The organism is Marinomonas colpomeniae (assembly GCF_014803385.1).
In the GTDB taxonomy this organism is placed as follows: Bacteria; Pseudomonadota; Gammaproteobacteria; order Pseudomonadales; family Marinomonadaceae; genus Marinomonas; species Marinomonas colpomeniae.
In genome coordinates, this window is the sequence record NZ_JACYFC010000007.1 from 60,700 (window position 1) to 87,151 (window position 26,452).

A 26,452-nucleotide genomic window follows, 5' to 3' on the forward strand; every position below is an offset into this window, starting at 1 on the left:
ACATTCAGGAAAAAGTCACTAGACCTGCAGCGCGAGCAATCAGTTTTTTCTTCAAAGAGGTATTACAATCGAAGCTTTTCATGCCTGTATTTCTCAATTGTACAACGAAGGGGTGTTGCGTCGAAAACAACCTTTTGAATGTCTCCATACCTGCCGCCATTGCAATATTATCTAACATACGAGCGCGCTGATACCGTCTCAACACCTTACTTGAACCAAGACACTCGCCTCGTTTATGCGCTTTACTCAAGGCTTCGACCAAAGCCTTAACATCGGAGAAGCCTAAGTTCGCACCTTGACCAGCCAGAGGATGAATCGTGTGGGCGGCATCACCAATCAAAGCAATGCCTGGTTTCACGTATTCTTTTGCATGCCTTTGACGCAATGGAATGGCTTGTCTAGAACGCGTAATAGCAAGCACTTCAAAGCGTTTGTTAATCGCATAATGTACACGACTACAAAAGGCATCATCCGACAATGTTTTTAAAATACTCGCTTCTTTAGGAGGGACACACCAAACAATAGAAACAAAATGCCTATCACCTACAACGGGCAGAGGTAAAAATGCTAACACGCCTTCTTCACCAAAACTTTGCCACGCCGTATTATTGTGAGATTGATCAATTTCAATAGTCGCGGCAATAGCAGTATGACCATAATCCCATTCGACTGTATCAAAATAATTTTCTGAGCGAAGCTTGGAAGCACCGCCATCGGCGGCCACCAACACTTGTGATTCAAGTCGATCTCCAGACAGTAAATCGACTTTCGCACCACTTTCACTTAATTCATAAGATGCCAATGCATTATCGAAATACAAATCAACATTTTGATTACTCTGTATCTGCTTAATCATTTGTTGGCTTAAAACAGTATTTTCAACTAAATCACCCAATTCAGACATGGCAGCTGAGCCAGCGTTGAAATCGATATAACCTGAACCAAGGCCATCCCAAACCACAATATTGTCATAAGTAGCAACTCGACCTTGTGGAATATTTTGCCAAACGTCAGCAGATTCTAATAATGCTTTTGACTGACTGGAAATAGCACTCACTCTGGCATCATAAGCTGGCGGAGTTGAGAGTGTGTAATCGCCATTATGCTTATCAATAAGCGCAACACGTAAAGAAGATTTAGCCAAAAGTATCGCCGATAGCGCGCCAACCATCCCAGCACCTACTATAATTACATCGTACGATTTAGCCATCTTTTCATTACTCCAGTCTGCTGTTTATTCGACTTAATAACTCTTATATTCAATAACTTAACGACTTTGAGCCATTAAGGCTTCAATGTCTCTAATTTCTTTTGCTAGGCCATGAGTTAAAACATATGGGCCATCAGCACGAATAAGAACATCGTCTTCAATGCGAATGCCTATACCTCGCCATTTTTCATCTACTGACTTATTGTCCGCGGAAACATACAGCCCCGGCTCAATGGTTAGCACCATGCCCACTTCAAGCAAACGAGATTCACCTGCTATTTTATAAGCACCACAATCATGAACATCTAAGCCCAACCAATGCCCTGTATTATGCATATAAAAATCTCGATATGCCTTGCTTTCGATCAGGAGATCTACATCGCCGCTTAATAAACCGTGAGCAACCAGTCCCTCTGTTAGCGTCCGTACCGCTGCGTTGTGACAAGCCTCATAAGGGTTACCAACTGTTAAATGTTTCATGCCCGCATAATAGGCATCTAACACAACTTGATACAAAGTAGCTTGAGGTTCACTAAATTTACCATTCGCAGGAAAAGTACGAGTAATATCGGCCGCGTAACAACCTAACTCGGCACCCGCATCAATCAGTATTAAATCACCGTCTTTAATAAGTTCATCATTTTTAACGTAATGCAAAATACAGGCATTACTTCCAGAGGCAACAATATTGTTATACGCTGGTTGACGAGCACCGGATTTCATAAAGACGTAATTCAATTCTGCTTCTAGCTGATATTCCTTCATATTTGGGCGAACTGAACGCATTGCCTGCTTGTGTGCTTCCACACTTATTTGTGCTGCAGCTTCCATAATCGCGACTTCTTCTACATCTTTGAATAAGCGCATTTCAGCAATAAAAGGCCCAACGTCCGTGAATTGTGTTGGAGCAATTGCGCCTGCTCTTGCACGGGCGGCTAGTGCATCTCGCCAACCAGCAATTTTTTCACGCAACACACTGTCATTAAATAAGTAGACAACATTAGCTGTGCCATTTAACGCGGTCACCATTACATCATCTAATTGATCAAGATCCGCAGCATCATTCGCACCAAAGTTTTTTATCGCTCCTTGCTTACCAAAACGAAAACCTTCCCATTGCTCTTTTTCTGGGTCTTTCGGTAAAGTAACTAGAGTCATTTCACCGTCGGAACCAATTATTGCGTAAGCACTTGGTTCAGGGAAGCCAGTCAGATAAAAGAAACTACTATGAGGCCGAAACTCATACTCACAATCATTATTGCGGGTCGCTAACTCACCAGTACGGATAACTACCACACTATTCTCCGGAAGCGACTGCATTAAACGCTCACGGCGGGATTGATAAGTTTGAGTGTCTATTTTCATAAAAAGTCTCGTTTCGATTGTCTACATAAAATAAATAAACGGATACTGACCACAGCATCAAATATTAATGTACTGGATTAGTCTTGGTATGATCAATATTTGGATTAACATCATGATGCTCGGAATACATCATCATTGAGGACAATCGAACATATTCAACCAATTCTGTTAGATCCATTTCATTATCATTGTTATTTTCCATTGCTTCCATTTCTGCTTGCATTGCAGATATATTCGCAAAGTCTCTTAGTATTTGTTTTGTTTCATCTGACAGTGTATTTTTCTGACCAGATAAACCATATCCAGCCAAAAAACCGTGCGCCCATTGCGATAAAGTAACGCCTCGCTCACAAAGGTCTGCATCTTCATCAGAAATACTAGGTACAAGTGCATACTCACCATTCTGAAACAAGGTTAGAGTCGCTGTATAAAGTTCCACAATAACAGCTCGACTTGAATCGTCTTTCCACCCTTCAATATCACAGAAATTAACAACCATAGACAGCCAATCTTCTAATAACAGGGTAACGCCAGACGCAAGATAGCCACATAATTGACCGTGCAATTCAGCAGGTGACGCAGCTATAGATTCTGCAACAAAGACGTCAGCTATTAGATCAAAGTCTAATGCGTCTTTTAACATTTCCGTGGACATATTCGATCTACCTTTCTATTCAATTCGTTGTATAAAATTCACTATAAAAAAGAAGCCGCATCTAATGATGCGGCTCTTTATAACAGGGTAAAACCATTAGCCTAGTTGCTTAAGACCAGATTCAACTGTTTGTAAAATAAGAGTATTTATTGTCATTGGACCAACGCCGCCAGGCACTGGTGTATAAGCCGCAACACGCTCCGTTAATGGTGCCAACTCAATATCACCAACACCACCTGGGTGATAACCTGCATCTACCACAATCGCGCCATCTTTAATCCATTCAGCTCTGATAAATTCAGGCTTACCGACAGCACCAACAACAACGTCAGCTTGCTTCACTAACTCCGCTAGATTTTTAGTACGAGAATGACAAATAGTCACCGTCGCATTAGCATTCAACATCATCATTGCCATAGGTTTACCCAATATTGGGCTACGACCCACAACAACAGCATGTTTACCTTCTAAATTAATATCATAAGCTTCTAATAATCGCATGATACCAGCTGGCGTTGCCGCACCGTAAGCAGGCTCTTGCATCGCCATACGACCAAAACCAAGACAAGTCACACCATCAACATCTTTACGCGCTTCAATAGTATCAAAGCAAAGACGTTCGTCGATTTGCTCTGGCACTGGGTGTTGCAACAAAATGCCATGTACGTCTGGATTAGCGTTTAATTCTTCAATGGTGTTTAGCAATTCTTCTGTCGTAGTAGTTTCAGGCAATTCAATCGCCATGGAATCCATGCCAACTCGACGGCATGCATTACCTTTCATTTTCACATACGTTGCTGATGCAGGGTCTGCACCCACTAAAATAGTCGCTAAGATAGGCGTGCAACCAGTACGCTCTTTAAGTTCTGAAACTTGAGTTTGTAAGCGAGTTTCAGTGTCTTTGGCGCAAAGTTTGCCATCAAGAACGAGTGCAGTCATGAATAAGCTCCGATAAAAAATCAAAAAAATACAGTGGTAAGAGGGACTACTATTGTACCTCAAGTTTTGATTCGATAGGCAGCTATGCGAATATTTTGTCTTACGCTGGCTCCAAATAATCAACCATCAACTGTAAGTTTCTTTGACCACGAAATTCATTAATGTCTAATTTGTATACTAAACGCACTTGCTCCGCTTTATTATTAGGCCATTTTTCCAGGTCAACAAAGAAACTAATAGCATCCAATAAAAGGCCGCTTTTTGGTTCGCGAACCATAAGTTTAAGATGCTTTTCGCCGACTAGACGTTGCTGCAAAATATCAAATACGCCATCAAAAATTGGCTCAGGAAATGATTGCCCCCATGGTCCTGACAGGCGCACTTGCTCAGCGAAACTTAAGCTAAAATCTTCAGGAGCAAGAGGCCCATCTGTTAGTAACTTAGCTTCCAATTGTTCTGGTGTTACCCACTCACTGATAATCATATCAAAAGCAAGACAAAACGCTTCATAATGAGACTCTCGAATCGTCATACCAGCAGCCATTGCGTGACCACCAAACTTGTTTAATAGCTGCGGATAACGTTTTGCTAATAAATCCAAAGCGTCACGAATATGCACCCCAGCAATAGAACGCGCTGAACCTTTTAATTCACCTTCACCCACTCGCGCAAAGGCAATAACAGGACGATGACATTTATCCTTCATTCTAGATGCAAGAATACCAATCACTCCTTGGTGCCAATCAGCATCATAAAAACACATGCCATTTGGCATTTCCTGCTCATCATCTAATAACGTTTCTAAAACCAGCTCTGCCTGCTCCTTCATATCTGATTCAATCGCCTTCCTTTCTCGATTAAATTGATCAAGTTGCTGTGCATAAGACTTGGCTTGATGGACGTGGGTTGCAAGTAAACACTCAATGCCAATTGACATATCATCAAGACGACCTGCTGCATTCAATCTTGGTCCAACCGCAAAACCCAAATCAGAAGCCTTTAGCTGAGTGTAATCCCTATGCCCTACTTCTAACAAAGCAAGAATACCGGGGCGAGCAAACCCAGCTTGAATACGCTTGATACCTTGTTGCACCAAGATGCGGTTATTTGCATCTAACGAGACTACGTCGGCGACTGTACCTAATGCCACAAGATCCAAATAATCCGCCATTTTAGGTTCTGGAATATGTTGTTCCATAAACCAATTTCTTCTGTTTAGTTCAGCACGTAATGCCGACATAACATAGAAAATAACACCAACACCAGCTAGGTTCTTACTGGGAAAACGACAGGATGGATGGTTTGGATTCACTATCGCATCGGCTGCCGGTAATTCATCTCCAGGCAAATGGTGATCTGTTACCACTACCTTCATCCCATAAGATTTTGCCGCTAAAACACCGTCAATACTGGCTATTCCATTATCCACGGTTATCAAAACATCGGGAGATTTTTCTTTTGCAACTTCAACAATCTCAGGCGTTAAGCCATAACCAAATTCAAATCGATTAGGCACTAAATAATCTGGCGCAATAGCCCCCATTGCCTCTAAGGCAAGAATACCAAGGCTGGTGCTGGTCGCACCATCCGCATCAAAGTCGCCCACGATCAGAATTTTTTGTCCAGCCACAATCGCATCAGCCAAAATAATTGCAGCTGTAGTCAAATCAAATAAAGAATCAGGTCTAAGCAGGTGTGGAAGGCGATAATCTAAGGCCTCTACAGAAGTCACACCTCTCGATACAAAGACTCGCTGCAAAGTAGCAGACATACTATTAGGAAAGTTGTGCTGCTCAGCTCGAATAACTCGACGCTCAATACGCATATAGATCTCAAAATTCAAAAGAAAGACGTTGTGAAAAGGATATCATGAAATGAAGGAAAACAGATTTCACTCTCTTGACTACAAACTATTAAACTAAACAAAAATCAGAAAAGAGTAACTTAGTAAATCTAAAAAATGAGAAAGTATAAGGCTAGATAGTAATTATGATTTTCGCGTCTGGTTACGGCCCGAACGTTTTGCACTATACAAACGATTATCAGCAATCGTTATGGCCTCACTTAAAGGTGTAAATTCATTCGTTGGAGCAATGCCTATGCTCAATGTCATTCGAAAGGTATGATCTTGATAAGTAAATTCATAAGACTCTATGCGTATACGAATTTCTTCTGCCAATGAATAAATGTCCGATTCGCTACAACCATCAACAGCAATAAGAAACTCCTCTCCGCCCCAGCGAGATGCAAAACCTCCAGAAGGAAGTGATGTTTGTATTATTTCAGCCAGCTCTGTGAGTGCGTAGTCTCCAGCATCATGACCGTATTCATCATTAACTCGCTTAAAGAAATCCACATCGGCTAATAACAAATGGAAAGTCTCACCAGTTTTTTCTTCTAAGCGCTGTAACATGCCTCGGCGGTTTAACAACCCAGTTAATGCATCTATATAGGCAACTAATTTAAGTTTAGTAGAGGTCTCTTTTAACTCATGATTAAAGCGAGACATAGAGTATTCATATATTCCGGAAAGAAATACTACGACTAAAAATGAAAATAAAATTCTAGATTTTAATGTGTCATGATAACCAAGATCTGAAAAATGACTGTCCATAAAAAACATCACAAAAATCAAGGCAAAGGTAAACACACCCAGCTCTATCAAACCACGCTTCATACCATGTAAAAACAAAGACACAGCAGGGACACAAAATATCCAAACATGCCCAGTACCATTCATACCACCGGTATAAATAAGATAAATCATCAAGGCATATAGTGGATAAATAACAAAACTACCGGAAAGGGAATGATTATGGGAATAACGTAAATAGACATGGTTCATCGCATACAAAAATGCAATAAGAATTAGAATAGCACCCCGAACTGAGTCACCATTAAGTAAAGAAAAAACGCCTAGAGGAAGAGTAAAAAGAATACCAACCGTAGCAAAAAGATTGATAATAAATACTCGACGGACATCCTCTGAAAAGGACTCTCCGGTAACACCAACGTAAAAAAACCTCAACCAAGAAGACTTAGTCTCATCTGCTTTTAAGCTATCGGATCCGCTTTCTGGTCTCGTCATTTTTGAGTCTATCATCAGGTATGATTTAGTGTATTAGTAGAATCTGACTAATTAATAGCCATAACATTACACTAAAGTCTAATACAGCTCTTTAAATATTGACCGTTCGTTACAAATAAAAACATTTAACCGTTAAAGTTTTTTAAAACAAAGTTAGCCAGGATAGAGACGAGACAACAGAACAGGAACGACCGTTTCGACCTTAAGTATTCGACTCCCTAACTGCACCGACTCCATACCTGCCTCTAACCACTTACCTACTTCGAACTCGTTCCAACCACCCTCTGGCCCTAACGCCAAAATGCAAGGCTCCTGAATATCAATAGGGCAAGGTTTAGCTAAGTAAGGGTGCGCTAATAAACCACGCTTATTTTCTAGAAGTGCAGGCAGCTGATCTTCAACAAAAGGACGAAAGCGTGGAATCAAAGAACACTTAGGCATAACTGTGTCCTTCGCCTGCTCAAGCCCTTCCAATAAAGACTGTTGAATTGATTCTGTTTGCAAAACTGGGCTTTGCCAATAGCTTTTTTCCACTTTGGCAGAATGAATTAAATACAACTCTTTCACACCCATTGCCGCAATATTACTTAAGGTTCTTTTAAGCATATTTGGCCTTGGCAATGCCATTACCAAAATCATTGGCAAGGCATCAGGTGCTAATAACGTTAAATTCAAAGAATGAATATACCCAGCCCGATCCACCGTCGGCGGCACATAAATACCTTCCCCTATGTTTCCGTTTAAAACCCCGACACGTAACACATCACCCTGTTTGGCTTTTATTACTTTCGTAATATGCGTTTGCTGCCTATCGGTTAAAGCATATTGACCGGCATTAAGTGTCTGTTCAGGATTGAGTAGAATAAGATTCATAGGAAAAGGCTTTTAAAAAGAAAGTGCGTACCGCTTAGAATAAAAAAACGGCCAATCAATGATTAGCCGTTTTATGCTTTAGCATTCAATGATATTTAGATGTTTTTGGAAACAAAAGCCTGAACATCATCCAAGCTATTATCCAACACCTCATAAGACTCTTTTCGTTCAAAAAGATCTTTCATATGCTCTGGCAGCATAGGTATTTGGCAACCTGCTTTTTCAACAGCTTCAGGAAACTTCACTGGATGAGCCGTTGCCAATGTAATCATAGGAACTGACTTATTTTTCCAGCACTGACGAGCTGCTTCAAGACCTATCGCAGTATGTGGATCAAGTAAGTATTGAGTAGATTTAAATACGTCTGAAATCACTTCACAGGTTTTCGTATCGTCTACCTTGTAACTATCAAAATTTTCTCTAACAAAAGACCAAGCTTGATCCGTTAAAGAGACATCGCCTTTATTAAAACGTGCCATAAGATCGTCAATGGTTGAACCGTCACGACCATGAGCATCAAACAATAAACGCTCAAAGTTGCTCGATACCATAATATCCATACTTGGAGACAAGGTAACATTCAATGACTTACGGCTCATGTCATTTTCAGAAATCACACGATGTAATATATCGTTTTGGTTAGTAGCAACAACAAGCTGATCAATAGGCAAACCCATTTTCTTCGCTAGATAACCAGCAAAAATATCGCCAAAATTGCCCGTTGGTACAGAGAAAGACACCTCGCGATGAGGTGCACCAACAGACAGAGCAGAAGAGAAGTAATAAACAACTTGAGCCATAATACGCGCCCAGTTTATTGAGTTAACTGCACCTAACTTAGCGCCTTTCAAAAAACTTTGATCCGCAAAGCTAGACTTAACCATACCCTGGCAATCATCGAAATTACCTTTCACCGCAATATTGAAGACATTATCGTCGATCACAGTAGTCATTTGACGACGCTGGACTTCAGATACACGCTCATAAGGGTGCAAGATAAAGATATCTAAGTATTCAGAGTGGCGACAACCTTCAATCGCAGCAGAGCCTGTATCACCAGATGTAGCACCTAAGATCACAAGCTTCTCTTTACGCTCTGATAGAACATAGTCCATCAAACGACCAAGCAATTGCAGTGCAAAGTCCTTAAACGCAAGCGTTGGCCCACGAAAGAGCTCCAGAATCCATTCGTTATTACCAATTTGAACCATTGGTGCAACAGAGGCATGATTAAAGCTCGCATAAGCATCGTTAATCATTGTTTTAAAGGCATCAGCAGGAATATCACCTTCAACAAAAGGCCACATTACTTTAAATGCCAAATCCTGATAACTCAGACTAGCCCAGGTTGCGATCTCTTCTTTACTATAATTCGGTAATGTTTCTGGGACATATAAGCCTCCATCACTTGCCAAACCAGCTAGTAGTACGTCGCCAAAAGAAAGCGCTGGTGCTTTACCGCGTGTAGAAATATATTTCATATTAAAATCTCTCTTTACGCCAAGTTTTCGACACGAATTCGCTGCACAGTACCTGCAACATCTGGTAAGGCCTCAATCGCTGAAATTGCCGCATTCATGTTCCGTTCTTTCACATCATGAGTCATAACAACAAGTGGTACTAAATCACTACCTTCTCTTTCTTGCTGAATCAGAGACTCAATACTAATGTCATTCAAAGATAAAATTTGCGTAATATTTGCCAAAACACCAGCACGATCTTGGATCGTCATATTTAAAAAGAAACCGCATTCTATTTCTTCAACTGGTAAAATTTCAACATCTGACAAAGCATTAGCTTGGAAAGCCAAATGTGGAACTCGATTTGTTGGATCTGCAGTTAAAGTTCGAGCAACGTCAATTACATCAGCTACAACGGACGACCCTGTCGGCAATGCGCCAGCACCAGCGCCATAAGTTAAAGTAGGACCAACAACATCCCCTTGAACCATAATGGCATTCATCACACCATTAACATTGGCAAGCAGTTGTTTCTTAGAAATTAGAGTTGGATGAACCCTTAACTCAATACCTTGTTTAGTACGGCGCGCAATTCCCAGATGTTTAATGGCATAACCTAGTTGACCAGCAAACGCTACATCTTCAGCCGTAATACGACTAATACCTTCGGTATATGTTTTTTCAAATTGCAATGGAATACCAAATGCAATGGAAGCAAGAATTGTTAATTTATGCGCGGCATCAATACCTTCAACATCAAAAGTGGGATCAGCTTCGGCATAACCTAAGGCCTGAGCTTCCGCCAACACATCGTCAAAGTTACGCTTTTTCTCACTCATTTCAGTCAAGATAAAGTTGCCAGTACCGTTAATAATACCTGCCAGCCATTCAATCCGATTCGCGGACAAACCTTCACGCAATGTTTTGATAATCGGAATGCCGCCTGCAACAGCCGCTTCAAAAGCAACCATGACACCTTTCTCTTGAGCTTTAGCGAAAATCTCGTTGCCATGTTCAGCGATTAAGGCTTTATTTGCGGTAACAACATGCTTGCCATTTTCAATCGCTGTTAGTACAAGTTTTTTGGCAATCGTAGTTCCACCAATCAGTTCAAGGACTATGTCTATCTCTGGGTTATTGACAACATCAAAAATATCACGAGTTATATTGATCCCGGAGATATCGCATGTGTCGTTGTCACGACGAGCACCAATTTGTTCAATAACAATACTACGACCAACGCGTCGAGTAATTTCTTCCGCATTATTAAGAAGAATGTTAAAACTACCGGATCCTACTGTACCCAGCCCACAAATTCCGACTTTTACCGGTTTCACCACAATACCCCACAGAGATAATTTAATTATTACAAAACAGACTTATTATAACGCCAGTTGCAAGTAAACCCAACGTAGAAAGCGCTGAAGAAAATATATGTTTAGTTAATTATTTTGCTATAAACCTACAAACTAAGCTGTTTAACTAATTCTTCAGCAGGTAAGTAACCAGGTAAAATTTCACCATTTTCTAAAATAATAGTCGGCGTACCACGAACACCAATGGCATTCCCAAGATTGAATTGCTCAGCAACTGGATTTACACATTTATTTTCTGGAATATTAGAACCCAGCTTACCTTTAGTCATCCACTCTTTAGGGTCAGCTGAGCACCAGATACTAACCATCTTACGATAGGACTCTGAACCAATTCCAGCTCTAGGATAAGCCATATAACGAACCGTCACGCCAGCATCATTAAGCTTAGTAACTTCTTGGTGCAACATTCGACAATATCCACAGTCTATGTCTGTGAAAACAGTAATATGCGCCTTTTCATCATCCGCTTTAAAAACAACCATATCTGATTCTGGCATAGCTTCGATTCTCCCAAGCTTAGCCACCTCAGTTTCATTAACAAGTGCGGTATTTTCGACACGATAAAGATCGCCAGTAACAAAATACTTACCATCTTCGGTTACATGCAATGTCGGTCCACCTTTAAGCGTGACTACATACAATCCAGCACCTTCATGCTGCTCAGCACTTTCTATTTCGTATTGAGGTAAAGCGGCTTGGATAGCAGAAAGGACTGTCGCTTGATCAGCAAAAACAGTAACAGGAAATAATACGAATGCCACGGCCAACACTATGGTACGAGACATGAAACGAAAACAGTTATTCATCAAAAACCCCAAAAATGTGAGAACAGTTTCTATTAGGTCATGTGCGAGGGAATTAGTTCCATAAAAAAAGGCGACTTGCGTCGCCTTTTTTTGAAAAGAAAAATTAACGTTTAACCAATTTTTCTTTAATACGTGCAGATTTACCAGAACGCTCGCGTAAATAGTAGATCTTAGCCTGACGTACGTCACCGCGACGCTTAACTTCAATACTTTCAACCAAAGGGCTGTAAGTTTGAAAAGCACGCTCAACACCGATACCGCTAGAAATTTTACGAACGGTAAATGCGGAGTTAAGACCACGGTTACGCTTAGCAATTACAATACCTTCATAGGCCTGTAGACGCTCGCGTGAACCTTCTTTTACTTTAACTTGGACAACAACAGTATCACCAGGACCGAAGGCTGGGATTTCTTTTGTCATCTGTTCAGCTTCTAACTGCTGAATCAATGTCGTTTTATTACTCATGGATGTGACTCCTAATAATATAGTTTCTTATTAGTACGAAGGTTTCCTACTAATAAGCCGCAATTCCTACTCTGCCGAGGTTGAATCTTCAGTTTCGCGAATAAACTCTTCTAACAGCTTCTGCTGCTCCTTGTCCAACTCAAGGTTTTGCAGAAGGTCTGGCCGGCGCTGAAAAGTTCTTGCGAGCTTTTGCTTCAAACGCCAGCGTCTAATCTCCTCGTGGTTGCCACTAAGCAGTACAGGCGGCACAGGCACACCATTCAGTACTTCGGGGCGAGTATAATGCGGACAATCCAACAATCCATCTGCAAACGAATCTTCGTCTGCTGAGGCTTGTTTTCCTAACACTCCTGGAACCATACGAAATACAGTATCCATAAGCACCATAGCCGGCAACTCACCACCACTTAGGACAAAGTCGCCAATTGACCATTCTTCATCAATCTCAGATTGAATCAAACGTTCATCAACACCTTCATAACGACCTGCTACCAGAATAAATTCTGCTTGTTTAGCAAGCTGTTGCACGCCTTCTTGCGTCAGCGTACGCCCTTGAGGGGATAGATAAATAACTTTTGCGTTGGGCACTGATTTTTTAGCACACTCAATCGCATCTTTGAGAGGTTGAACTTTCATCAACATCCCAGGACCACCACCATAAGGACGGTCATCTACTGTCTTATGTCTATCCTGAGTGAAATCTCGGGGATTATAAAAACCCACCTCAACCAATCCAGATTTAATGGCTCTGCCCGTTACTCCATATTGAGTAATGGCTTGAAACATTTCCGGAAAGAGCGATATAACGCTAACCTTCACGTTGTGACCTCAGTTTATCGTTTAAAATTCCGGATCCCAATCAACTACCATTTCACCCAGCTCTAAATTCACATTTAAAACATAGGCTCCAGGAGCATAAGGGATCAGGCGCTCTTCACGATCAAAACTGCCTTCACACGCACGGACAACAATCACATCATTCGCACCGGTTTCCATAAGCTGAGAAACCTTGCCCAAAAGGACACCTTCTTTGGTAATTACCCTTAGACCTTCCAACTGACTCCAGTAATAATCACCTTCGTCTAATGTTGGCAGCTCTTTACCATCGATATAAATGTCCATACCGCAGATTTCTTTTACTTGATCTCTGTCGCTATAGCCTTTTACCGATGCAACCAAACCACGCCCTTGCAAACGCCCTTGGCTTAATTCTACGATTTTCCACCCACTAGGAGTTTTCAACCACCAACGCTCGTAATCAAAGATTCCTTGCATTGGGTCAGTGTGTGAATATAACTTCACCCACCCTTTAACACCATAAACCGATGTAATGCGTCCAACGACAAGAGCATGCTCAGGAGCAGCTGCTTGTTTTAATGTAGACATAGCATCACCTCAGTATTAAGCGTTTTTGCTAGCATCTTTTACAAGCTGCGCAGCACGGTCAGATAATTGAGCGCCTTGGCTAACCCAATGATTTACACGATCTAGATCGATGCGTAAACGTTCTTCTTGACCACGAGCAATAGGGTTAAAAAAGCCCAAACGCTCGATGTAACGACCATCACGTGCACGACGGCTATCAGCCACGTTCAAATGATAGAATGGGCGCTTTTTAGAGCCACCACGAGAAAGACGAATAGTTACCATATTATTGGTTCCTTATTGCTTAACGAAACGCCCCTTGCCGAGTCGAATTTTTGACTCCTACTACAAGAGGGCGGCATATTCTAGTCGATAAACTAGAAAAGTGGAAGGGCGATTTACTCCCCCTCCCGCTAAAGTTGATAGTTTTTTTACGACTATCAACAAAAACATGTAAATAGAACTACCTCTTGGGGAATCCGCCACCAGGAAGACCGCCGCCTGGCATCATTCCACCTAGTCCACGCATCATTTTTTGCATCCCGCCTTTAGAGCTAAATTTCTTCATCATTTTTTGCATTTGCTTATGCTGTTTAAGCAAACGGTTCAAATCTTGAATTTGTAATCCTGCACCAGCAGAAATACGTTTTTTGCGAGAGCCATTAATAACATCAGGATTATGACGCTCCGCTGGCGTCATTGAATTAATCAAAGATTCCATCTGAACAAACATTTTATCATTCACTTTGTCTTGTATATTACCAAGCTGCCCCATTCCAGGAAGCTTATCAAGCATAGAGCTCATCCCCCCCATGCTTTTCATTTGCTGTAACTGCTCTTTAAAATCTTCTAAATCAAAGCCTTTGCCTTTCTTTAGCTTGACCGCTAACTTCTCAGCCTTCTCTTTATCAATTTTTTGCTCTGCTTCCTCTATTAAGGAAAGCATATCGCCCATACCAAGAATACGTGATGCTAAACGGTCTGGGTGAAACGGCTCCAACGCATCCGTCTTCTCACCAACACCTAAGAACTTAATCGGCTTACCTGTGATATGACGAACAGATAAAGCAGCACCACCACGAGCATCACCATCTGTTTTCGTTAAGATAACACCAGTTAAAGGCAACACATCGCCAAATGCCTTGGCAGTATTCGCAGCATCTTGACCTGTCATGGCATCCACAACAAACAAGGTTTCAATCGGGTTAACTGCAGCGTGTAAAGCTTTAATCTCCGCCATCATATCTTCGTCAATAGACAAACGACCTGCGGTATCAACGATCAAAACATCTCTGTGCGCTTTCTTGGCGTAATCGATAGCACCGTTAACAATATCGATTGGTTTTTGCGATAAGTCACTCGGAATGAAATCAACACCCACCTCACCAGCCAACGTCTCAAGCTGCTTAATAGCAGCAGGACGATAAACATCCGCACTAACCACCGATACAGATTTTTTCTCGCGCTCTTTTAAATATTTAGCTAATTTAGCTGCTGAGGTGGTTTTACCCGCCCCCTGTAAACCAGCCAATAGAATAACCGCAGGACCGGCAACACGAAGATTAAGCTCGTCGTTCGCCTTCCCCATGACATTTTCAAGTTCCTGCTTAACAATCTTCAGGAACACTTGGCCAGGACTAAGACTTTTAGATACTTCCGTACCTATTGCACGCTCTTTAACGGCAGCAATAAAGTCTTTTACAACAGGCAGAGCGACATCTGCCTCAAGTAATGCCATACGCACTTCGCGCAGGACATCTTTTATATTATCTTCCGTCAGTTTGGCTCGACCGCGAATATGGTCAAGCGAGGAAGTTAAGCGATTCGATAAATTGTCGAACATATTGCCCTCAAATTTGGCTCTAAATGGAAAAAACCTACGGTTTCAGTTTATCCAAGGTGAAATTGGCTCTATTATAACGGATAAATGATTATCACCATATACTTTTACCCTGCGGAACCTATAGTTTCATGATTCAATTATCACTTTGGCTTGCTTGTATTGCCTGTTTAATTGCCGGCGCAGCGTATTACCTTCGCCCTAAACACTTGCTAACTCAATATGTTGGGGCGACCGCTATCGCTCTACATACTTTTTCGTTGGCACAACTTTTACTCAACAATGATGGGTTTAGTTTTTTAACTATTGGCTTATTAATTGCTATTATTGGCAACAGCTTACTTTGGCTAAGTAATCGCGATAAAGATTTATCTTTATTACTAGGGACCGCATTCTTACTTGGCGCAGTGATTATTGCGCTAAATGCCATTCAACCATGGGATTTAATGCAACTACACAGCAATTCTTGGGGCACTAGTACCCACATATTAGTTGCATCCGTAGCATACAGCTTATTCACCGCAGCTTGCGGCGTCGGCATTCTACTTGCTATTCAAGAATATCAACTCAAGCATCACAAGCTAAAACAACTACTTAGAGTGCCTCCCCTACAGGTTTTAGAACAGCTAATGTTTGAGTTTATTTGGGCTGCCTTTATTCTACTAACTGTCACCATCGCTACGGGGTTCTACTTCATAGAAGACATGTTTGCCCAACACCTTGTACACAAAACTTTTTTCACTATCACCTCGTGGTTTGTCTTTTTAGGGCTATTGCTAGGTCGACACATTGCGGGATGGAGAGGCCAATTAGCCGTAAAACTAACCTTGAGTGGGTTCTTTCTTCTCATGTTAGGTTATTTTGGCAGTCAAATTGCGTTACAAATCTTGCAAGATTAATGACCAATTACATCAAAGTAGTTTGACAGTAAGATCGTAAGAACGAATAATCCATTTATCTAAATTTTTGAGGCGATCCCTTTTTGAACGAAGTACCCTTAGGTATTCTTGGTGGAATACTTTTTTGTCTTATTTTACTTTCTGCTTTCTTTTCGAGTTCCGAAACTGGAATGCTGTCGATTAATAAATATCGATTAAAGCATTTGGTTAAAAACAAGAACCGATCTGCAATCAAAGTACACTCCCTACTAGAACGCCCTGATAGGCTTATCGGCGTCATCCTAATTGGAAACAACTTTGTTAATATCTTAGCTTCAGCTATTGCAACTATTATCGCCGTACGTATTTGGGGCGATGCTGGTGTTGTTATAGCTACTGGCGCGCTAACCATGGTTGTTTTGATTTTTGCAGAAGTCACTCCAAAAACCCTAGCAGCAATACACCCAGAAAGAATTGCATTTCCGGCTTCTTGGGTTTTGGCTATTTTACTAAAAATCCTGTACCCATTAGTTTGGTTAGTAAATGGCCTATCAAATGGTTTATTGCGCCTTATAGGCGTGCATGCAGCCCAACATAATCACGATAAATTAAACTCTGAAGAATTAAGAACAGTAGTAAATGAAGCGAGTGGACTCATCCCTGCAGCCCACCAAGAAATGCTTATTTCTATTCTCGATTTAGAGAAGGTATCCGTTGAAGACATTATGATCCCTAGAAATGAAGTAGTTGGGATTGATATTGAAGACTCGATTGAAGAAATCATTGAGCAAATCTGCCAAAGCAGACACACAAGAATGCCCGTTTACAACGGCGAGATAAATAAAGTAATAGGTATATTACACGCTCGTCACGCCGCTGTTTTCTTACGGGATCCAACACCTTCAAAAGCAGCACTACTAAAAGCAGCCGTTGAACCCTACTTCATACCTGAAAGCACATCACTCAACACAGTGCTATTGAACTTTCAAAAAGATCACCAACAAATGGGTGTGGTCGTTGATGAATATGGCGATGTTCAAGGTATTGCAGCACTCGAAGATGTACTTGAAGAGATTGTCGGCGAGTTCACGCCGCCCACTCAAGACGAAGAAGAAGAAATCCAATCTCTAGAAGATGGATCTTTTAGAGTAGAAGGCTCAACCCACATTAGAGAAATAAATAAAACATTAGATTGGCACCTACCAACTAATGGACCAAAAACACTCAACGGTCTAATCATTGAAACTCTAGAGTTTATTCCTGAGCACCCAATCAGTTTACGGGTAGGACAGTACACAATAGAAATTCAAGAGATCGAAGACAAAGTGGTAAAATACGCCAAACTTCAGCTACATAGGTAAGGATTCATAATGAGATACTGCCCGCAATGCGGTCACGCCGTAAACATGACCATTCCTAATGGTGATAATCGACTTAGAGCAGTCTGCCCAAGTTGCGAGCATATTGATTATGATAATCCAAGGGTGATTACAGGCACAATCCCTCTATATAAAGGTAAAATCCTACTATGCCGTAGAAATATTGAACCGCGATTCGGATTTTGGACGCTACCTGCAGGCTTCATGGAAAACCAAGAAACCACCAGTGAAGGCGCTCTAAGAGAAACCCTTGAAGAAAGTGGCTCAGTAGCAAAATGCATGCAATTATTCAGCATGATCAGCATCCCCCACATTAATCAGGTGCACTTATTCTATTTAGCGGAATTAGAAAGAGATGACTTTCACGCCACAGAAGAAAGCTCTGAAGTTGCTTTATTTGATTTGGACGAGATCCCTTGGAACGAACTCGCCTTCAGCAGCGTAAGCAAGACATTAAAGTTTTTCATAGAAGATAAAAAATATGGGACCTATAACTTTCACGAAGAAACCATCACACTCAACCAACTGTCTTCAGACTGAGCGATACTCAACAGTACCAATCAAATAAGTCTTTTCCCCTTCAGCTAAATGTATTATAACCTCATCACCCTCCTGCTTCTTCAGTAATGCGCGAGCAACAGGAGAATCGATACTAATGTAACAAGCATGATGATCTAGCTCATCAGGACCAACAATACGATATTCTTTAACCTCACCCTTATCATCTTCTAACGTAACCCAAGCACCGAAAAACACTCGCTCTTTGTCACCAGGAAAGCGATCTACAACAGTACAAGCATCTAAACGTTTTTCTAAATAACGTACTCGACTGTCTATCTCACGCAGCTGCTTCTTTCCATAGATATATTCGGCATTTTCAGACCGATCACCTTGCGCAGCAGCTTCGCGAACAGTATCAGTGACTGCCGGACGCTTCTCCTTCCACAAGTATTTCAGCTCCGCCAATAAAGCCTGAGCACCCTCCTGAGTAATATAAGCAGATTTTGGTGGTGATGGGGGACGATAGCGACTCATTAATAACAACCTAGACTTGAAAAATTAAATACGATGGGCAATAAACGATAGAAACAAAAATGCCGCCAAGTAATCTTAATCACTTGACGGCATTTTGGAAGCTTAATCTAAATTATTAAGATTCTTGCTTATGAACATGAACATCCATTTGCGGATATGGAATGCCAACACCACGCTCATCAAATGCATATTTGATTTTTTCTAGTAAATCCGCTCTTACTGTCCAATAATCTGCTGACGCAACCCAAGGACGCAAAACGAAATTAACAGAACTATCAGCTAGTTCAGATACTGCGATAGTCCAAGCAGGATCTTTTAGAATACGCTCATCAGCAGAGACAATTTCTTCCATAATCTGCTTTGCAAGACGGATATCAGCGTCATAACTAATACCAACAATCAAATCTAAACGACGAGTTTCTTCACGCGAAAAGTTAACAATCGCACCACCCATAACAGATGAGTTAGGCACAATGATAATACGATTATCAGGCGTTCTAAGGTAGGTGTGAAATAACTCAATGCGATCAACAGTACCCATCTGACCGCCAGCATCAATAAAGTCACCTGAGCGGAATGGACGCAATAAAATAATCAAGACACCAGATGCAAAGTTTGACAACGAACCTTGCAAGGCAAGGCCAACAGCCAAGCCAGCCGCACCCAAAATAGCAATGAAAGAGGTGGTTTCAACACCGATCTGACCCAACGCCATCAAGATAACACCAGCAAACATCAACGCATATAAAATACTTGATGCAAAACCAGCTACCGCCTTATCAACAGAAGACTTCAGTAAGCGATTTTCACACCACTTAGCCACTCTAGAAGCAATAAATTTACCAATAAAAAATACAACAAGCCCTAACGCCAAACTTGTTACACCCTCTACAATTAATGGCACCCACTCAGAACCTTGATCTAACAACGACTGCATATCTTTCATATTATATAAATCCGCTCATTTCTATTATCAAATAAACCGAACAAAAGTGTCCGATTGTAAAATACTTGTTAAGCATCTGAATTATAACACCAGAGACAAAAGTAAAAGGGAGCTAGGTAACAAATTAATACATTACCCCTAAGCCTATCAATATCAAAAAAGCACAATAATAAAAAAACAAAAACTTTTCATATTCTTTAAAAAGCGTAAGAAAACAGCAAAAAAGCCATTATTTACCACTCATACGACATTAAAACCGATTTAGCTCTGTTCAAATGCTCCGAATGCTCCTTTTCACAAGCATCCATCTCATTACGAAACTTTACCTTAGCGTCTCCAGGTAAATCCTTCCACTGCTCATGACTAGGTATGTGCTCTGTTCTTTCAGTCACAATATAAAACGCTGAAACATCATCATGACCAGATAAATCGATTCCCAACTGATCTAGTAAGTTCTTAATTCTAATGCTTGCTTCTATCCAATTCATCTCATTATTATCAACAACCTTCAATAATATATTAATACTATCAATCCTTTTCTGGCGCTCATGAAGGTAACGCTCTTCTCCCGCCAACAATTTGTCCTTTCTAGTTTTATTCGCCATCAATTGGTTACGAATAAACATCACAGAAACAGCAATAACTACCACAGCAACAAACAAAAAAATAAAAAACACTGTTAATGACATAACCACCTCTCAGACTAAATTATCAATAAAAACTCTTCGCTCTGACTACGGCATTAAGTCAACCTAGACTTCAACCACACTGATATATCCTGAACCTGCCCAGGACAAACTGAATGTGGCATCTCATAAGATTGATACTCAACCACAAAGCCTTTCGAAATCAGCAGGTCTCGCGCTTTAATCGACAAAGCAGGAGTCACCACCGGATCCTGTGCACCATGATGAATAAGAATTGGAGTTTGAGCATTATTACAAGTTGACGCGTCAGGCACTGAATCACCATCAGCTAAATAGGTAGATAAGGCAAGTACACCAGCCAAAGTGTGTTTAGTTTGTAGAGCGACCTGATAAGCGATCACACCACCCTGAGAAAACCCCGCCAACACAATTCGATCTGCACTAATCCCCTTGGCTATTTGATCCTCAATCAAAGCCTCCACCTGATTACACGACTCTTCAATATTTTCCATATCAACCCTACGCTCCAAGGTCATTTCATAAATATCGTACCAAGCACGCATAACCACACCACCATTAACTGTAACCGGACGCTTAGGAGCATGAGGAAAAATGAAACGTATAGCGTAATCTGGAGACAAAGATAAAGCAGGCACAAGAGACTCAAAATCATGACCGTCGGACCCGAGACCATGCAACCAAATGATAGCGGCATCAGGTTGATCATTTGTTTCCACTGATACAAATGGCAATAACTCAGTCATTTTTAACACTCCAATAAAAATAGGCGATAATAATATAGCAAAGCCTATCATATTGAGCTTTTGCACTCGACATAACAGACCGCCAAAAAATACTGCAACCTTTTTCTAGCTATTCAAACGAAAGATTTAATTGAAGAGGGGCTGGTGGTGATAAGCGATAACCGATACCAATTAGACGAACTGGTCGCTGGCATCTATCATAAGCCTGCTTAAGAAGAATCAAGAACATGTCATCAGATAATTTATTTTTAATTGGCTGCTCTACTGTAGTTTGCTTAAAGTCATCAAACTTTACTTTTACATAATATTTAATAAGCTGCGATTCGAAATTACGCCCTGCCATACGCTTTCTCAATTCAGCCAGTAAAATAGGTAACGCGGTCCGGCAGGCGTCAATACCCAACAAGTCTTTTGAAAAGGTATGCTCAACTGAAATGCTTTTCCTTTCTCTGGAAATAGAAACAGGTCGATTATCTATCCCCAAAGCAAATTGAGACAGTCGAAAAGCCATACTACCAAAGTTTTTTTGCAATAAAGCAAAATCCAGTTTCTGCAAGTCTGCGCAAGTAAACACATTTAAAGCCGCCAGCTTTTCTTGTGCGACACGCCCAATACCAGAAATAGCTTTCACAGGAACAGCAGAAACAAATGTAAATTGCCTCTCAGGTGTTATAACCGTTAAACCATCAGGCTTATCCCAATCACTGGCCACCTTAGCAATAAACTTATTCACAGCGACGCCAGCCGAGACGGTAATACCTACTTCTTTAGATATTCGCTCTCTGATCTCTTTAGCCATACGAGTTGCACTCCCTTGAAAGTGAGGAGAATCGGTCACATCAAGATACGCTTCATCTAGAGATAAAGGTTCAATAATATCGGTGAACTCACGAAAAACAGCATGCATTTTCTGAGAAGCTAACCTGTACTTATCCATATTACCAGGCAAGACAAGCAAATCAGGACAAAGACGCTTAGCAACAGAGGTTGGCATAGCAGATCGAACGCCATACACACGAGCAGGGTAATTAGCCGTTGCCAAAACACTACGGCCACTTGCAGGACCACCAATTGCAATTGGCACCTCTCGCAATAGAGGATCGTCTCGCATTTCTATTGCAGCATAAAAGCAGTCCGCATCAATATGTATAATTTTTCGACTTAACAAGCCATGACACCTAAAATACTGTATAAAAAACCAGTATACACCAGTTAATAAAATCCAATCAGCCCTAAACAAAAAAACAAGTTTATTTTTTTAGTACATCGCCGCCAAAATGCAAATTTGACAATTTTTTTCTGAAAAACACATTGAAAGAACATTTTTTGTATTAAAAACAAAGAAAAAACACTTTTTAGGTGAGCAAACATGGACGCTAGAGCGTAAAATAGTTTACATTTTGTTCATTAGATTAAGTTTGCTAAAAAACAAAGAGATATTTGCAAACATTTTATTCGCAATTAACTTCTACCGCTGCAATTTCATTGTTTAGTTTAAAAAGGAGCTATTTTAACGTGAGCACCCTTTTAAACTCAGAATATTAAGGCTAAGACTTTTTTACAAAGGGCTCCACCATGACATTATCACTGAGAATTCTATTAATAACCGTTGGTGCAATAGCTCTCGCAGGTTGTCAAAACCTTAACCAACCGGCTGGATCAACCAACGTCTCAGGCACTGGTTGCACATCCGTTGCACCATGTAACGGCAACACTATTGGCGGAACAGAAAATGGATATGTCCAAAATGGCGCACTCAATGCAAACAACACCATCGCAGTAATCAAACAAGAACCCGTTATTGTAACCGCAACAGGTTACGCAGCTTTAGTTACAAACAAACGCCTTTCAAAGTCTCAGGCTCGCATAATGACACTACGCAGCTCAATGCTTGATGCCTACAGAAACCTATCCGAACGGGTTTATGGCTTAAAAATTGACGGTTCAAGTTCCTTAAGTAATATGGTTCTTCAGAACGACGAACTCAGAACCTATGTTGATGCTTATTTAGTCGGAGCAAAAGTGGTATCGCAGAGAGAACATGAAGACGGCACTTTTGAAACAGTAGTCGAAATGGCCTTACAAGAAAATTTCCGCCAATGTGTATCATCCTCTCAAAATGGTGCTACAGACCCTAGTTGTCAGATTTCTCCTGGTTACAGATCTATAAATGTAGAAAGCTCAGTACCAACCACAAACTTCTACAGCATTGATTAATAATGTTGAATTTTTTCTTCGTTATTATTTTTAGTCTTTTACTTTCGACGACAGTTGTCGCACAAACTGTCGATGTCGTAGGTGAAGCAATAATCTATAATGATGATATTCCCGATGCTCGGTACCGAGCCACTCAACAAGCTATAAAACAAGCCGTACTAGAGTCAGGATCAAGAGTAAGTGTAAAAGACCAATTAAATAACGGTGAACTCGAATCCAGCTTAGAGATACGAAGCTCTAGTCATGTACAAAAAGCAAAAATCATATCTGAAGAGCAGAACGGTGATTTCCTTACCCTTGTTGCACGAATAGAAGTCACACCAGACTCCCAATGCAGCAGTGGGCCAACCAGCTATTACAAAAAAACGGTAGGCGTAACAGGATTCCAGCTACAGGTTCCTCAACAAGCAGCACTTGGTGAGCTTAGCAATATAGCCAGGGCACTACCAAAGAGTTTAGCCGACGAGATCAACAACCAAGGCTATCTAAAAGCCTTAACCGCAACAAACATTGCTATCTACCCAGACATCATCAACGCACCCTCTTCAACTAACTTTGATGGATCACTAACTAATGTCACTCGAATCAGTGAACAATTAGGAGTTCAATACATTGTAAGTGGTGTGATCAGGGATATCGGTGAAATCTACTTGAGACGCCCGAACGATAAACACTCCAAAGACTTAGAAGCCGAAGAAATAGATAAAGAAAGAAAATTTATAGTCGATATCTATATCTATGATGGCTTTAGTGGCGCCCTACTTTTTGAACACAGATATAATGAAATTGGAAACTGGGACATCTCTGATCATGCTAGAGTTGGCTTTGGAAGCGCAAAGTTCTGGTCAATACATTATGGTAAAGTAGTACAACAAGCCCTTAAAGAAAGCGCTTTAGATACTAGTGAACAACTTAGGTGCCAACCATTTATTGCTAATATTTTTCGTACAGAAGGAAATAGGATACACATATCAGCAGGTTCAATAGCAGGTATAAAGCAAGGTGACAAATTCAATGTCTATAGACGTTACGAAGTCTTTAACCAGTTGCAATCTGCGCAAACTCAGCTGAATAATGCAAATATCAGTGTTACAATAAAACAGGTGCAACCCAACTTTTCAGTTGGCGAACTTGTTGTTGACTCTCATATATTGAATGTTCAGCAACAAGATGTCGTAATTGCATGGTAATCACATACAATCACGCCCATACACAAATGGCGATTTTTACTTTTTAGGACAAATACGATGAACAATGAATTATTACACCACCTAGAACAACGTATTAATGAGGCTGTAGAAGAAATCGGCTCATTACGCACACGTATAGCCGAACTAGAAATGCAAAATTATGAACTTAGTGAAGAAAAAAGCGATATACAGAACACGCTCACCCAAACAAAAGAACAGCAATCAAACTGGGAATCATCACTTTCACAAATGCTAAGCCGATTAAATCAAATGGATGATAAAAAATGAAACCTCTTTTCTTTGCAATCTTAGTTTTAGTAAGCACTAACGTTTTAGCTGAAGGTCAAGTTGCGAGTCTAGTAAATTTTGAATCCACTGCAATCCGTCCTGATACCGAAAATGGTAACTCAAATGTTACCTCGATTTTAAATACAGCAATGGAATACACAACACCTTCAAATGTCTCTTTTTATGGCGGGTTTTCTTTTATATTAGGTGAAGACTTTGAAAGCGCCGTCACTGCAGGCTCACGTTTTTACAGCTCAACCCCAGCCTTTCAAGTCTTCCCTGGATTACCTATGTGGTCATTCATTGGTGGCGGGATATCTTTTTTTGATAAGGCAGTCTATTACCCTGAAGCAGGTTTTCGTATTGCAACTTCTGACACATCACGTTTAGACGTATATATAAAAATCCTTAATAGCAGTAGCGATGTATACAACGAACATTTCATGATAGGTGCAGGACTTACTTTTTAAACTAATATAATGAAAATAATATTATTTTTTGTCGTAGGTCTGCTTATTGCAACGACCTACATGTGGTGGAAAAGCAATCAAACGATCTCCATTACACTACCTAATGATGAGCAGCGAAAAGAAATGGTTGGTATAAGTAATACACCAAACATCCCGCTGAATCCAATACAGAATTGAGCTTTGTGTTTTATGGAACAATTGATTACTAAACTCGAAGCAAGAATTAACTGGCTTACTGAACAGCTAGAAAGCGCTAACGAGGAAATCCAAAAACTAAAGGGAAAGAATAACACTCCTATTGAATACAGTGCATCAATGGACCTACTGCAACATATGACGGAACGCTCAACCGAGGACCAAGTACAGGATTATATAAAAGACGCACTTGACCTTTTAGACACAGACCCAACCCCAGAACCACCCAAAAATGTAAGACCAGTTGAGCATCAACTCGACTTTGATTTATTCCACGAGCATGCTGTCACCAGCAGCACAACAACAACTATAGAACAGACTGACCACATGACTACAACACAGCAATCTGAGCTTAGCGGCTTGCAAGAAGACAATCTAGTTGATGATACAAGCACATCAGAAGCAAGTAGCAGTATCACAACAGAGACAGCAACTCTGACGCCTGAACAAAAGAAGCGCCAGAAAAATCAAAAAAACAATCGCCGTCTCATTAAGATGCTTGAAGATCGCTACCCTAAAGCGTTTGACTGGAATCAACCAAAACCATTAAAAGTCGGCATAGACCAAGACATGACACTGGATGACGATTTCAATACCAGTAAGCAGAAGCGCGCTCTAGCCGCGTACACACGCTCAGATCGATATAAAAAATGCTTATTGTCAGGCCAGCCACGAATTGATTTAGAGGGTGTTGCAGTTAATAACGAGCCCGCTTTACCAGACTCTATGATTCCAGCAAAAGTAAAAATAGCAGCTGCAAAAACAAAAACAACTAGCCGACCTGAAAGAGAAAAATCAGTTCGACCAACAAAAAACAAACCAAAGCCTCAGCCAAAAGCAAAAACAAGTCAAAAATCTCAAAACACACCGCGCCAAGATGATATCTATGACAACTTATCCCCAGAAGAACGCATGAAGGCTAAACTTGCAAAACTACTAAATAAATCTTAAAAAAGTATTTACATAGTTAAGCGCGGCATATATTATACGTCGCGCTGCT

The 26,452-nt window shown here is 40.8% G+C and carries 29 protein-coding genes; 9 read left to right on the plus strand and 20 right to left on the minus strand.

Annotated features, from left to right (window positions below; genetic code table 11):
* Positions 1 to 4 precede the first annotated feature (4 nt).
* The 15 genes from IF202_RS16190 to ffh form a co-directional block, all read right to left on the minus strand.
* Complete coding sequence (locus tag IF202_RS16190; protein ID WP_191595962.1) at positions 5 to 1,210, minus strand: UbiH/UbiF/VisC/COQ6 family ubiquinone biosynthesis hydroxylase; 1,206 nt, start codon at positions 1,208 to 1,210, stop codon at positions 5 to 7.
* Positions 1,211 to 1,267: 57 nt separating this feature from the next.
* A complete protein-coding gene (locus tag IF202_RS16195; RefSeq protein ID WP_191595963.1) occupies positions 1,268 to 2,575 on the minus strand; it encodes an aminopeptidase P N-terminal domain-containing protein in 1,308 nt (435 codons plus the stop codon).
* A 64-nt stretch (positions 2,576 to 2,639) separates the two neighbouring features.
* A complete protein-coding gene (locus tag IF202_RS16200; RefSeq protein WP_191595964.1) occupies positions 2,640 to 3,230 on the minus strand; it encodes a UPF0149 family protein in 591 nt (196 codons plus the stop codon).
* A gap of 96 nt (positions 3,231 to 3,326) precedes the next feature.
* Positions 3,327 to 4,169 carry a bifunctional methylenetetrahydrofolate dehydrogenase/methenyltetrahydrofolate cyclohydrolase FolD gene (folD, locus tag IF202_RS16205; protein ID WP_191595965.1) on the minus strand — a complete coding sequence of 281 codons (843 nt, stop codon included), beginning with the start codon at positions 4,167 to 4,169 and terminating at the stop codon, positions 3,327 to 3,329.
* Positions 4,170 to 4,269: 100 nt separating this feature from the next.
* Positions 4,270 to 5,994: a single-stranded-DNA-specific exonuclease RecJ gene (recJ, locus tag IF202_RS16210; RefSeq protein WP_191595966.1), complete on the minus strand. Its 1,725-nt coding sequence runs from the start codon at positions 5,992 to 5,994 to the stop codon at positions 4,270 to 4,272.
* A 162-nt stretch (positions 5,995 to 6,156) separates the two neighbouring features.
* A complete protein-coding gene (locus IF202_RS16215) occupies positions 6,157 to 7,257 on the minus strand; it encodes a GGDEF domain-containing protein (RefSeq protein WP_235963588.1) in 1,101 nt (366 codons plus the stop codon).
* A 153-nt stretch (positions 7,258 to 7,410) separates the two neighbouring features.
* Positions 7,411 to 8,130, minus strand: a complete 720-nt coding sequence (locus IF202_RS16220; RefSeq protein WP_191595967.1) for a 16S rRNA (uracil(1498)-N(3))-methyltransferase — start codon at positions 8,128 to 8,130, stop codon at positions 7,411 to 7,413.
* A 95-nt stretch (positions 8,131 to 8,225) separates the two neighbouring features.
* Complete coding sequence (gene thrC / locus IF202_RS16225) at positions 8,226 to 9,611, minus strand: threonine synthase (RefSeq protein ID WP_191595968.1); 1,386 nt, start codon at positions 9,609 to 9,611, stop codon at positions 8,226 to 8,228.
* 14 nt (positions 9,612 to 9,625) lie between these two features.
* Positions 9,626 to 10,927 carry a homoserine dehydrogenase gene (locus tag IF202_RS16230; protein WP_191595969.1) on the minus strand — a complete coding sequence of 434 codons (1,302 nt, stop codon included), beginning with the start codon at positions 10,925 to 10,927 and terminating at the stop codon, positions 9,626 to 9,628.
* A 125-nt stretch (positions 10,928 to 11,052) separates the two neighbouring features.
* Entirely contained in the window at positions 11,053 to 11,772 is a 720-nt protein-coding gene (locus IF202_RS16235) for a thioredoxin fold domain-containing protein (protein ID WP_191595970.1), read from the minus strand.
* Between the two features lie 103 nt (positions 11,773 to 11,875).
* Positions 11,876 to 12,238: a 50S ribosomal protein L19 gene (rplS, locus tag IF202_RS16240; protein ID WP_191595971.1), complete on the minus strand. Its 363-nt coding sequence runs from the start codon at positions 12,236 to 12,238 to the stop codon at positions 11,876 to 11,878.
* 66 nt (positions 12,239 to 12,304) lie between these two features.
* On the minus strand, positions 12,305 to 13,057 hold the full coding sequence (gene trmD / locus IF202_RS16245) for a tRNA (guanosine(37)-N1)-methyltransferase TrmD (protein WP_191595972.1): 753 nt from the start codon (positions 13,055 to 13,057) through the stop codon (positions 12,305 to 12,307).
* A gap of 21 nt (positions 13,058 to 13,078) precedes the next feature.
* Positions 13,079 to 13,624, minus strand: a complete 546-nt coding sequence (gene rimM / locus IF202_RS16250; protein WP_191595973.1) for a ribosome maturation factor RimM — start codon at positions 13,622 to 13,624, stop codon at positions 13,079 to 13,081.
* 15 nt (positions 13,625 to 13,639) lie between these two features.
* Positions 13,640 to 13,888: a 30S ribosomal protein S16 gene (gene rpsP, locus IF202_RS16255; RefSeq protein WP_191595974.1), complete on the minus strand. Its 249-nt coding sequence runs from the start codon at positions 13,886 to 13,888 to the stop codon at positions 13,640 to 13,642.
* 178 nt (positions 13,889 to 14,066) lie between these two features.
* Positions 14,067 to 15,446: a signal recognition particle protein gene (gene ffh, locus IF202_RS16260; RefSeq protein WP_191595975.1), complete on the minus strand. Its 1,380-nt coding sequence runs from the start codon at positions 15,444 to 15,446 to the stop codon at positions 14,067 to 14,069.
* Between the two features lie 128 nt (positions 15,447 to 15,574).
* Between ffh and IF202_RS16265 the strand changes: the two genes are divergently transcribed.
* The 3 genes from IF202_RS16265 (at position 15,575) to IF202_RS16275 (ending at position 18,240) form a co-directional block, all read left to right on the plus strand.
* Positions 15,575 to 16,342, plus strand: coding sequence for a cytochrome C assembly family protein (locus tag IF202_RS16265; protein WP_191595976.1), 768 nt, complete (start codon positions 15,575 to 15,577; stop codon positions 16,340 to 16,342).
* Between the two features lie 83 nt (positions 16,343 to 16,425).
* Positions 16,426 to 17,682 (plus strand): HlyC/CorC family transporter, encoded by a 1,257-nt coding sequence (locus tag IF202_RS16270; protein ID WP_191595977.1) that lies wholly within the window; start codon positions 16,426 to 16,428, stop codon positions 17,680 to 17,682.
* A 9-nt stretch (positions 17,683 to 17,691) separates the two neighbouring features.
* Entirely contained in the window at positions 17,692 to 18,240 is a 549-nt protein-coding gene (locus IF202_RS16275) for an NUDIX hydrolase (RefSeq protein WP_191595978.1), read from the plus strand.
* On the opposite strand, the gene greB is transcribed toward IF202_RS16275, so the two are convergent.
* The 5 genes from greB to dinB form a co-directional block, all read right to left on the minus strand.
* The gene (gene greB, locus IF202_RS16280; protein WP_191595979.1) at positions 18,232 to 18,735 is read right to left on the minus strand and encodes a transcription elongation factor GreB; all 504 of its coding nucleotides are present in this window, start codon (positions 18,733 to 18,735) and stop codon (positions 18,232 to 18,234) included. The genes IF202_RS16275 and greB overlap by 9 nt on opposite strands.
* 115 nt (positions 18,736 to 18,850) lie before the next feature.
* Positions 18,851 to 19,681 carry a mechanosensitive ion channel family protein gene (locus IF202_RS16285; RefSeq protein WP_191595980.1) on the minus strand — a complete coding sequence of 277 codons (831 nt, stop codon included), beginning with the start codon at positions 19,679 to 19,681 and terminating at the stop codon, positions 18,851 to 18,853.
* Between the two features lie 233 nt (positions 19,682 to 19,914).
* On the minus strand, positions 19,915 to 20,370 hold the full coding sequence (locus tag IF202_RS16290; RefSeq protein WP_191595981.1) for a DUF2489 domain-containing protein: 456 nt from the start codon (positions 20,368 to 20,370) through the stop codon (positions 19,915 to 19,917).
* A gap of 53 nt (positions 20,371 to 20,423) precedes the next feature.
* Positions 20,424 to 21,092 (minus strand): alpha/beta hydrolase, encoded by a 669-nt coding sequence (locus tag IF202_RS16295; RefSeq protein ID WP_191595982.1) that lies wholly within the window; start codon positions 21,090 to 21,092, stop codon positions 20,424 to 20,426.
* A 109-nt stretch (positions 21,093 to 21,201) separates the two neighbouring features.
* The gene (gene dinB / locus IF202_RS16300; RefSeq protein ID WP_191595983.1) at positions 21,202 to 22,260 is read right to left on the minus strand and encodes a DNA polymerase IV; all 1,059 of its coding nucleotides are present in this window, start codon (positions 22,258 to 22,260) and stop codon (positions 21,202 to 21,204) included.
* A gap of 407 nt (positions 22,261 to 22,667) precedes the next feature.
* Between dinB and IF202_RS16305 the strand changes: the two genes are divergently transcribed.
* From IF202_RS16305 to IF202_RS16330, 6 genes are read left to right on the plus strand one after another with little or no spacing between them, the layout of a single operon-like run.
* Complete coding sequence (locus tag IF202_RS16305; RefSeq protein ID WP_191595984.1) at positions 22,668 to 23,309, plus strand: LPP20 family lipoprotein; 642 nt, start codon at positions 22,668 to 22,670, stop codon at positions 23,307 to 23,309.
* A gap of 2 nt (positions 23,310 to 23,311) precedes the next feature.
* A complete protein-coding gene (locus IF202_RS16310; protein ID WP_191595985.1) occupies positions 23,312 to 24,499 on the plus strand; it encodes a flagellar assembly protein FlgT in 1,188 nt (395 codons plus the stop codon).
* A 57-nt stretch (positions 24,500 to 24,556) separates the two neighbouring features.
* Positions 24,557 to 24,787: a cell division protein ZapB gene (locus IF202_RS16315; protein ID WP_191595986.1), complete on the plus strand. Its 231-nt coding sequence runs from the start codon at positions 24,557 to 24,559 to the stop codon at positions 24,785 to 24,787.
* Positions 24,784 to 25,257 (plus strand): hypothetical protein, encoded by a 474-nt coding sequence (locus IF202_RS16320; RefSeq protein ID WP_191595987.1) that lies wholly within the window; start codon positions 24,784 to 24,786, stop codon positions 25,255 to 25,257. Before IF202_RS16315 ends, IF202_RS16320 begins: the two co-directional genes overlap by 4 nt.
* Positions 25,258 to 25,266: 9 nt before the next feature.
* Complete coding sequence (locus tag IF202_RS16325) at positions 25,267 to 25,434, plus strand: hypothetical protein (RefSeq protein WP_191595988.1); 168 nt, start codon at positions 25,267 to 25,269, stop codon at positions 25,432 to 25,434.
* 12 nt (positions 25,435 to 25,446) lie between these two features.
* On the plus strand, positions 25,447 to 26,403 hold the full coding sequence (locus tag IF202_RS16330) for a ProQ/FINO family protein (RefSeq protein ID WP_191595989.1): 957 nt from the start codon (positions 25,447 to 25,449) through the stop codon (positions 26,401 to 26,403).
* Positions 26,404 to 26,452 lie beyond the last annotated feature (49 nt).